13 protein-coding genes are annotated in these 8,251 nt (G+C 67.6%); 2 read left to right on the top strand and 11 right to left on the bottom strand.

The window, feature by feature from the left end; all coding sequences use genetic code 11:
• The 3 genes from QQK43_RS14755 to QQK43_RS14745 form a co-directional block, all read right to left on the bottom strand.
• A partial coding sequence (locus QQK43_RS14755) for an Hpt domain-containing protein (RefSeq protein WP_284308336.1) occupies positions 1 to 516 on the bottom strand: 516 nt, incomplete at its 3' end.
• Positions 517 to 545: 29 nt separating this feature from the next.
• Positions 546 to 908, bottom strand: coding sequence for a response regulator (locus QQK43_RS14750; RefSeq protein ID WP_234265358.1), 363 nt, complete (start codon positions 906 to 908; stop codon positions 546 to 548).
• A gap of 46 nt (positions 909 to 954) precedes the next feature.
• A complete protein-coding gene (locus QQK43_RS14745) occupies positions 955 to 1,389 on the bottom strand; it encodes a hypothetical protein (RefSeq protein WP_234265357.1) in 435 nt (144 codons plus the stop codon).
• Between the two features lie 148 nt (positions 1,390 to 1,537).
• Here QQK43_RS14745 and QQK43_RS14740 point away from each other — a divergent pair, with 148 nt between their 5' ends.
• Both QQK43_RS14740 and QQK43_RS14735 read left to right on the top strand, forming a co-directional pair.
• Positions 1,538 to 2,692, top strand: a complete 1,155-nt coding sequence (locus tag QQK43_RS14740) for an ATP-binding response regulator (RefSeq protein WP_234265356.1) — start codon at positions 1,538 to 1,540, stop codon at positions 2,690 to 2,692.
• Positions 2,689 to 3,318, top strand: a complete 630-nt coding sequence (locus QQK43_RS14735; protein WP_284308335.1) for a response regulator — start codon at positions 2,689 to 2,691, stop codon at positions 3,316 to 3,318. The genes QQK43_RS14740 and QQK43_RS14735 overlap by 4 nt, the downstream gene beginning before the upstream one ends.
• Positions 3,319 to 3,503: 185 nt before the next feature.
• Here the strand turns inward: QQK43_RS14735 and fliR are convergent, their stop codons facing one another.
• The 8 genes from fliR to fliK form a co-directional block, all read right to left on the bottom strand.
• Complete coding sequence (gene fliR, locus QQK43_RS14730; RefSeq protein WP_234265354.1) at positions 3,504 to 4,271, bottom strand: flagellar biosynthetic protein FliR; 768 nt, start codon at positions 4,269 to 4,271, stop codon at positions 3,504 to 3,506.
• 23 nt (positions 4,272 to 4,294) lie between these two features.
• Positions 4,295 to 4,564: a flagellar biosynthesis protein FliQ gene (fliQ, locus tag QQK43_RS14725; RefSeq protein ID WP_234265353.1), complete on the bottom strand. Its 270-nt coding sequence runs from the start codon at positions 4,562 to 4,564 to the stop codon at positions 4,295 to 4,297.
• Positions 4,565 to 4,571: 7 nt separating this feature from the next.
• The gene (gene fliP, locus QQK43_RS14720; RefSeq protein ID WP_234265352.1) at positions 4,572 to 5,369 is read right to left on the bottom strand and encodes a flagellar type III secretion system pore protein FliP; all 798 of its coding nucleotides are present in this window, start codon (positions 5,367 to 5,369) and stop codon (positions 4,572 to 4,574) included.
• The gene (locus tag QQK43_RS14715) at positions 5,356 to 5,715 is read right to left on the bottom strand and encodes a FliO/MopB family protein (protein ID WP_284308334.1); all 360 of its coding nucleotides are present in this window, start codon (positions 5,713 to 5,715) and stop codon (positions 5,356 to 5,358) included. Before QQK43_RS14715 ends, fliP begins: the two co-directional genes overlap by 14 nt.
• Positions 5,716 to 5,728: 13 nt before the next feature.
• Positions 5,729 to 6,163, bottom strand: a complete 435-nt coding sequence (gene fliN, locus QQK43_RS14710) for a flagellar motor switch protein FliN (RefSeq protein WP_234265350.1) — start codon at positions 6,161 to 6,163, stop codon at positions 5,729 to 5,731.
• The gene (gene fliM, locus QQK43_RS14705) at positions 6,153 to 7,157 is read right to left on the bottom strand and encodes a flagellar motor switch protein FliM (RefSeq protein ID WP_234265349.1); all 1,005 of its coding nucleotides are present in this window, start codon (positions 7,155 to 7,157) and stop codon (positions 6,153 to 6,155) included. The genes fliN and fliM overlap by 11 nt, the downstream gene beginning before the upstream one ends.
• 20 nt (positions 7,158 to 7,177) lie before the next feature.
• A complete protein-coding gene (locus QQK43_RS14700) occupies positions 7,178 to 7,762 on the bottom strand; it encodes a flagellar basal body-associated FliL family protein (RefSeq protein WP_284308333.1) in 585 nt (194 codons plus the stop codon).
• Positions 7,763 to 7,906: 144 nt separating this feature from the next.
• On the bottom strand, positions 7,907 to 8,251 hold a 345-nt coding region (fliK, locus tag QQK43_RS14695; RefSeq protein ID WP_284308332.1), incomplete at its 5' end, for a flagellar hook-length control protein FliK.

Here is an 8,251-nt window from a genome sequence, read left to right as displayed (position 1 = left end):
CGGGGCAGCGGCCGGGGGCGGTGGTTCGGGGGCCGCCACGGGCGCCGGTGGTGGTGTGGCCACCACCGCGGCCGGGGCAGGCGCCGCGGTGCCTTCGGCGTGGGTGAGGGCGTAGATGCGGTCGACCAGCGAGGCGGTGGCCGGCGGGTCCACCGCCTGCCCCGCGTGGCGGGCCAGCAGCAGCTTGAGCGCGTCGGAGGATTCGAGCAGCACGTCCACCATGGGGGCCGTGGGCTGCAGCTCGTGGCGCCGCAATTTGTCCAGCAGGGACTCCATGCGGTGCGTGAGCTCGGCGACGTCGGCAAAGCCGAACGTGGCCGCGCCGCCCTTGATGGAGTGCGCGCAGCGGAAGATCGCGTTGAGCTCTTCGTCGTCGGCGGCCTCCAGGTTGAGCGCCAGGAGCATCTGCTCCATCTGCTCCAGGTTTTCGCCCGCCTCTTCGAAGAAGATTTGGTAGAACTGGGTCAGGTCGATGTTGCCGCCCAGGTTTTGGCTCTCGTTCATCATGTCACCCATGGGTGTCTCCTGCTACCGGTGCCGGTGCGTCATCGGATGACTTTGTGAATGACCTCGATCAGGCGGCCCGGATCGAACGGCTTGACCAGCCAGCCGGTGGCACCGGCGGCGCGGCCCGCCTGTTTCATCTGGTCGCTCGATTCGGTGGTCAGGATGAGGATGGGGGTGGACTGGAATTTCGGCTGTTCACGCAGCTTGCGTGTCAGCCCCAGACCGTCCAGGCGGGGCATGTTCTGGTCGGTCAGCACCAGGTCGATGGCGTGGGTCTGGGCCTTTTCCAGGGCATCCTGTCCGTCAACCGCCTCCACGACGTGAAAACCGGCGCCGGTGAGCGTGAACGAAACCATCTTCCGCATGGAAGCCGAATCGTCGACGGCAAGAATCGATCGCATGGTGTACTCCGTATTCCGTACTTATCGGCAGCCGCTGCCCGGGCCTTTAAAACAGCTCCACGGAGCCGGCGTCCATCTCGCCCTGGGTGACCGGGCTGGGGCGGTCGGGCATCGGGTTGAGGCACAGGGGGATTTCGTCCTCTTCCGGTTCCATCGCCTCGTCGGCCAGCCGCCAGGCGCAGCCTTGCAGCACCTTGCCGGTGTGGGTGATCAACTGGGTGGCCATGTCGTGAAACTGCAATTCGGTCACCGCCTGGTGCAGGGTCTGGCGAATCTGCTGCAACTCCTGGTCGTCGTGGCGGGCCAATTGCGCCAGGGCCCGGTTGGCGGTACTGAAGCGTTCCAGCAGATTGCCGGTGGCGTGGTCGAGCAGGCCTTCAAGCCGCTGCAGGTCGGTCATGGCCATGAGCAGGGCATCCTGGAGATCGGCCACGGCCTGCACGGGCAGGGCCAGGGTGGGCTGGTTCGGAGGCTGTTCCATGGGTGGCACTCGATGAAGGGCTGGGGGCCGGAGCCTTGCGCACTTACAATTTTCGGCATCCCCTGACGCCTATATCGGCTAATAACACCGCAAATTCAGCACCTTTTTGCGCCGAACAGCGCCACTGGTCGCCTCGATGCCCATGTCCATGAGTGCTTTGCCGGAATTCCAGACTGCCCACGTCATCCGCATCCTGCACCTGGAGGATTCCCGTGTCGACCACGCGCTGGTGAAGTTCGCGCTGCAGCGCAGCCACGTGGCCTGCGAGCTGACCCTGGTGGATACCCTGCCCGATTTCGAGCGCGAACTCGACCACGGCCACCACGACATCGTGCTGGCCGACTACCACCTGCCGGGTTTTACCGGCCTCGACGCCTGGGAACTGGTGCGCCAGCGCGCGCAGCCGCTGCCTTTCGTGGTGCTGTCCGGCGCGATCGGCGAGGCCGCGGCGGTGGAGGCCATGCACCGCGGCATCAGCGATTACCTGCTCAAGGACAACATGACCCGCCTGGCCCACGTGATCGAGCGGGCCATCGAGGTCAGCCGCGCGCGGCAGGCCCGCACCCGCTCCGACGCCGAACTGGCGGCATCGCAGCGCCGCCTGGGCGAGCTGGCGGAACACTTGCAGACCAGCATCGAACGCGAGCGTGCCGACATCGCACGCGAGATCCACGACGACATCGGCGGCGCGCTGGCGGCCGTGCGGCTGGACCTGTCGTGGGTGGCGCGGCGCACCACCGATCCGGACCTCAAGCAGCACATGGACACGGCGCTGGAGATGCTGCGCCACGCGCTGGAAGCCAGCCAGCGCATCATGATGAACCTGCGCCCACCCATCCTCGACCAGGGGCTGGTGGCGGCGGTGCAGTGGCTGGGCACGAATTTCGAGCGGCGCACGGGCCTGCGGGTGGGCGTGCGCACGTCTTCGGAAACCCTGGACGTGCCGCGCGACGTGCAGCTCGTGGCCTACCGGACGGCGCAGGAGGCGCTGACCAATGTCGCCAAACACGCGATGGCCAGCAGTGTGGAGATCGACCTCAGCGACCGCGAAGGGGTGCTGACGCTGGAGGTGAGCGACAACGGCCGCGGCATGACCGAGCAGGAGCGGCGCAAGGCCAAATCCTTCGGGCTGCTGGGCCTGCATGAGCGTGCGCACAAGGTGGATGGCTGGCTCGACGTCAGCTCCGGCCCGCGCGGCACGTCGGTCATCCTGTCGGTGCCCCTGACCCCCGAGGCCCGCGCTGTGACCGGCGAAGACGATTCGGAAGAAGAACCTATGCAGATCAAGGAAGGCAACGCATGATCCGTGTCACGTTGTGTGACGACCACGCCATGGTGCGGCGCGGCATTCGCGACACCATCGCGGAGGCCGTGGACATTCAGGTGGTGGGCGAAGCCGGTAGCTATCCGGAGTTGCGCGAAATCATGCGCCGCGTGCCCACCGATGTGCTGGTGCTGGACCTGAACATGCCGGGTCGGGGCGGGCTGGAGGTGCTCACCGCGCTGCGCGAGGAGGGCTCGCCGGTGAAGGTGCTGGTGGTCTCGATGTACCCCGAAGACCAGTACGCCATTCGCTGCCTGCGCGCCGGCGCGCGCGGCTACCTGAACAAGGCCAGCGAGCCGCAGGAACTGATCGCGGCCATTCGCACCATCCATCAGGGTCGCAAGTACGTGACGCCGGCGGTGGCGGAAATGCTGGTCGACAGCCTCAACGCCCCGGAAGACCAGGAACTGCACGCCAGCCTGTCCGAGCGCGAGCTGCAGACGCTGCAGAAGATCGCCTCGGGCAAGAAGCTCTCGGACATCGCTGAAGAACTGATGCTCAGTCCCAAGACGGTCAGCGTCTACCGGGCCCGGGTGCTGGAGAAGCTGCACCTGTCGAACAACGCCGAACTCACGGTGTACGCCATCCGCAACGGGTTGGTATAGCCAGCGCCCCGGTGGCGGCAGCCGCCTGGATGCCCGCCTGCGCGGGCATGACGGGGTTGGCGGCAGCGACCCGCGTCAGCGGCGGAGCGCGGGGGCCTTGAATCCAGCGCCGGGCCGCCCCAAGCTGGATTCGTACCCCCTCGGGGGGCAGCGACCCGCGTCAGCGGCGGAGCGCGGGGGCCATTTCACCCGCCCATGAACAGGTCGGTGGCCACCTTCAGCAGTGCCACCACCGGCACCTCCAGCATCGGCAGCGTGGCCGCGATGCCCACCAGGCCGACGGAGAGCGTGAGCGGGAAGCCGATGGCGAAGGCATTCATCTGCGGCGCCACGCGCGAGACGAAGCCCAGGATGATGTTGAGGAACAGCAGCATGCCGATCATCGGCAGCGCAATCCACAGGCCGTAGCGGAACACCACGGTGCCCAGCTCGTGCAGGCGCATGCGGGCCACCGCTTCGAGCGCGCCGGTGCCCACGGGGAAGGTGTCGAAGCTGGCCACCACCGCCTGCAGCACCAGCAGATGGCCGTTGATCACCACGAACAGCAGCATGGTCATGTTGCCGAAGAAGCGGCCGACGGCGCTGGTCTGGCTGTTGGTGGCGGGGTCGAAGAAGCCGGCCAGGTTCAGGCCCATCTGCAGGCCGATGAGTTCGCCGGCCACTTCCACCGCTGCGAAGACGATGCGTACCGCCAGCCCGATGGCCAGCCCGATCACCACCTGCTGCACGGCCACGGGCAGCGCCTGCGCGTCGTTGAAGCCGACCACGGGCTGGTCGCTCAGGCCGGCCTGAGCGCAGAAGGCGATGAGGAAGGCCAGCGCCACGCGGGTGCGCACCGGCACCGAGCGGGCGGAAAAGATGGGGGCGCTGGAGAACACCGCCAGCACGCGCAGGAAGGGCCAGAAGACCGGCGATACCCAGGCCATGATCTGGGCTTCGGTGAAGGTCATCATGGTGCGTGCCCGGCGGCCTGCGGTCAGATCGCGTACTGCGGGATCGACAGGATGGTGCTGCGGATGAACTCCACCAGGGTGGTGAGCATCCAAGGGCCGGTCATGGCGAACACGGCGATGGCCGCGATCAGCTTGGGCACGAAGGACAGGGTGGCTTCGTGGATCTGGGTGACGGCCTGGAAGATGCTGACCAGCAGGCCGACCGCGAGCACGGTCACCAGCACCGGGGCGGCCACGGTGAGGATCAGGAACAGGGCTTTCTGGCCCAGGGTCAGGGCGGCTTGCGGGTCCATGGTGGTCCTAGGTGGCGAACGACGCGGCGAGCGAGCCGATGAGCAGGTTCCAGCCATCGGCGAGCACGAACAGCATGAGCTTGAACGGCAGCGCCACCAGCACGGGCGAGAGCATCATCATGCCCAGCGACATGAGCACGCTGGCCACCACCATGTCGATGACCAGGAAGGGGATGAAGATCATGAAGCCGATCTGGAACGCGGTCTTGAGCTCGCTGGTCACGAAGGCCGGCACCAGCACCCGGAACGGCGCGTCCTCGGCCTTCACGTCGGCCGGCAACTGGGCCAGCTTGGCGAACAGTTCGAAGTCGGACTGGCGGGTCTGCTTGAGCATGAAGGTGCGCATGGGCGCCTGGCCGCGTTCGAGGGCCTGCTCGAAGGTGATCTGGTTCGCGCTGAAGGGCGCGTAGGCGTCGTTGTAGACGCGGTCCAGCGTGGGGCCCATGACGAACAGCGTCAGGAACAGCGACAGGCCCACCACCACCTGGTTGGGCGGCGCCGACTGTGTGCCCAGGGCCTGGCGCAGCAGCGAGAGCACGATGACGATGCGGGTGAAGCCCGTCATCATCAGCAGCACGGCCGGCAGGAAGGACAGCGCGGTGAAGAACAGCAGCGTCTGGATCGGCACCGAATAGCTGGTGCTGCCCGCGCCTTGCCCGACCAGCAGGGGCAGCGAGGCGCCTGCGCCGGCCGGCGCGGTGCCCTGGGCGAACGCGGGCGCAACGGCTGCGGCCAGGGCGGCCAGCACGAGGGCGGCGGGCAGCCACCTGCGGCGGCGGGCGGCGGGGGCGTCAGTGGTGGTCATCGGCGGGTTTCCGGAACCGGGCCAGCAAGGGCGCAAATCCGTCGCCGGCCGCAGGGGCGTCGGTGTCGGGCAGGCCGGTTTCGGGAGCGCAGGGTAGGGTCTGCAGGGCGCTGATCTGCGACGGGGTCACGCCCAGCAGCAGGCATTGGCGCTGCTCGCCTTCGCCGACCTGCAGCGCGACGACGCGCTGCTGCGGTCCGAGCGCCAGGCTGCCGAGCACCTGCATCGGCGGGCCCTGGTGGCGCGCCAGCGACGGCAGGTGGCGGCGCCAGCGCTGCAGCGCCACGGCCACGAGGACCATGATCAGCAGCAGGCCAAGCGCGGGCAGGGCGTTCTGGAAGCTCATGGGAAAGCCCGGGTCAGGCGCCGCGGCTGACGCGGCGCATGCGTTCGGACGGGGTGACGATGTCGGTGAGGCGGATGCCGAACTTCTCGTTCACCACCACGACCTCGCCCTGGGCGATGAGGTAGCCGTTGACCAGCACGTCCATGGGCTCGCCGGCCAGCGCGTCGAGTTCGACGATGGAGCCTTGCGCCAGTTGCAGGATGTACTTGATCGGCACCTTCACGCGGCCCAGCTCCACCGAGAGCTGAACCGGGATGTCCAGCACCATCTGGATGTCGTTGACCGCGCTCTGGCCGCTCCCGGGCTTGCTCGGGGCGTTGACGGTCTCGAACGCGGGTGCGTGTTCCTCTTCCGCGCTGCGGTCGGCCTGGGCCTGCTCTTCCAGCGCCTGGGCCCATTCGTCGGCGATAGCGTCCTGGTTCGAGGACGCGGGGTTGTCAGCTGCCATAGGAATCTCCCAGCCAGTTCATGTCGGTGCCGCGCAGCTTCCGTTCGATGCGCAGCGCATATTTGCCCTTGTGCGTGCCGTACTGGCACTCGAACAGGGGCACGCCTTCCACCTTGGCCTGGATGGTGGGCAGGCGGTCGAGTTCGATGAAGTCGCCGACCTGCATGGCCAGCAGTTCTTCGACGGTGGCGTCGGTGCGTGCCAGTTCGGCCACCAGGGCCAGTTCGGCCGCCTGGATCTCGTGGCTGAGCACGCGGACCCAGCGCCGGTCCACCTCCATGGCGTCGCCCTGGACGGTGGAATACAGCACGTCGCGGATCGGCTCCAGCGTGGCGTACGGAATGCAGATGTGCATGGCGCCGGTGAGGTCGCCGATCTCCAGCGTGAAGCTGGTGCTGACGACGATCTCGCTCGGGGTGGCCACGGTGGCGAACTGCGGCTGCATCTCGGAGCGCTGGTAGTGCAGCTCCAGCGGGTAGACGCCGGCCCAGGCCTTCTTGTATTCCTCGGAGATCACCTCGACCAGGCGCATGATCACGCGCTGTTCGGTGGGCGAGAAGTCGCGCCCTTCGATGCGGGTGTGGAACTTGCCATTGCCGCCGAACAGGCTGTCGATGACGCTGAACAGCAGGGTCGGTTCGCACACCACCAGGCCGTTGCCGCGCAGGGGCCGCACCGACATGACGTTGAAATTGGTGGGCACCACCAGATCGCGCAGGAAGGCGCTGTATTTCTGGGCCTTCACCGGGCCGACGGTGATTTCGGGGCTGCGCCGGATGAAGTTGAACAGGCCCATGCGCAGGTTGCGCGAGAACCGCTCGTTGACCACTTCGAGCGTGGGCATGCGCCCGCGCACGATGCGCTCCTGGTTGGACAGGTTGTAGCCCCGCACCCCTTCGGTGGGCGCTTCGTCCTTTTCCAGGTGCTGGCTCTCGCCGGTGACACCTTCGAGAAGGGCATCGACCTCGGCCTGGGACAGAAAGGCTTCCGACATGGTGGCTCCCGTCAGCGCGGTTACTGGACGATGAAGCTGGAGAACAGCACGCTCTCCACCGGGTTGTTGCTGGCACGGCGGCGCTTGGGGGCTTCTGCGCTGCCGGGTGCCGGGGGCGGGTCGTAGTCGTAGCCCATGACCTGGGCGATCTCGGCGGTGATGGCCTGCGCCAGCGCTTCCTTGCCGTCGGGGCGCAGCATTTCTTCGGAGGTGCGCTGCGACACGCGGATCAGGATGCCGTTGCGGATGGCCGGCATGTAGACCTTGATCTCTTCGGCGGCCTTGGGGTCGCTCAGCTGCAAGGTGATGCCCAACTGGGCAAAGCGGTTGCCTCCGGCGTCGGCCAGGTTCACGACCATGCTGTCCAGGGGCATGAAGGTCGGCGGGGTTTTGGGGTCGCGCTTGGGCGTGGCAGCGGCGTGGCTCTGTTCGGCCGTGTCGGCGTTGTCGCCCTCATCGGCGGCGTGGTTCTGCTTGAGCAGCAGCACGAAAGCCCCCGCGGCGACGAGTACCAGCACCAGCACCACGCTGATCACGATGATCAGCAGCTTCTTGCTCTTCTTGGGCGGTGCCGCATCGGCGGCGGAGGCAGGGGCTGCGGACATGAAGGTACTCCGGATCGGTGCCGCCACACTGGCGGGCGAGGCACGCGGCAAAACGTGCTGGATTCGGAAGCATTATTGAAGTCCGGCCCCCGGGCCGTTTGGTGGAATAAGCGCCTTTTCGGGCGCTTATTCCCGGGTAGGGGCTCAGACGAACAGGTCCAGCCCGCTGTCGCCGCCGGGGCGCCGTGCGGGGGTTGCGCGAGCGCTGTCGAGCGTGCCGCCTTCGGTGGCCGAGATGCCGCGCAGGCCGGGGTTGGCCGCGGGCCGGCCCGGACGGTCCTGGCCGGACGAGCCCTGACCCTGGGCCTGAGCGCCCACCGACACGTCGGTCAGCGCGATGCCGCTGCGCTGCAGCAGGTCGCTCAGCGCGGTGCTGGCGTGCTGGGCCAGGCTGGCGCGGGCGTGGGCGTCGTCGGTGCGGAAATCCACGCTCAGCGACTGCCCCTGCAGAGCGAGCTGGATGTCGATGCTGCTGTCGGCGTCGCCCAC

Origin of the sequence: Hydrogenophaga electricum (assembly GCF_030160815.1) — a bacterium.
Lineage (GTDB): Bacteria > Pseudomonadota > Gammaproteobacteria > Burkholderiales > Burkholderiaceae_C > Hydrogenophaga > Hydrogenophaga electricum.
The sequence above is the reverse complement of the archived record's forward strand: the minus strand, read 5'-3'. Positions and strand labels throughout refer to the sequence as shown.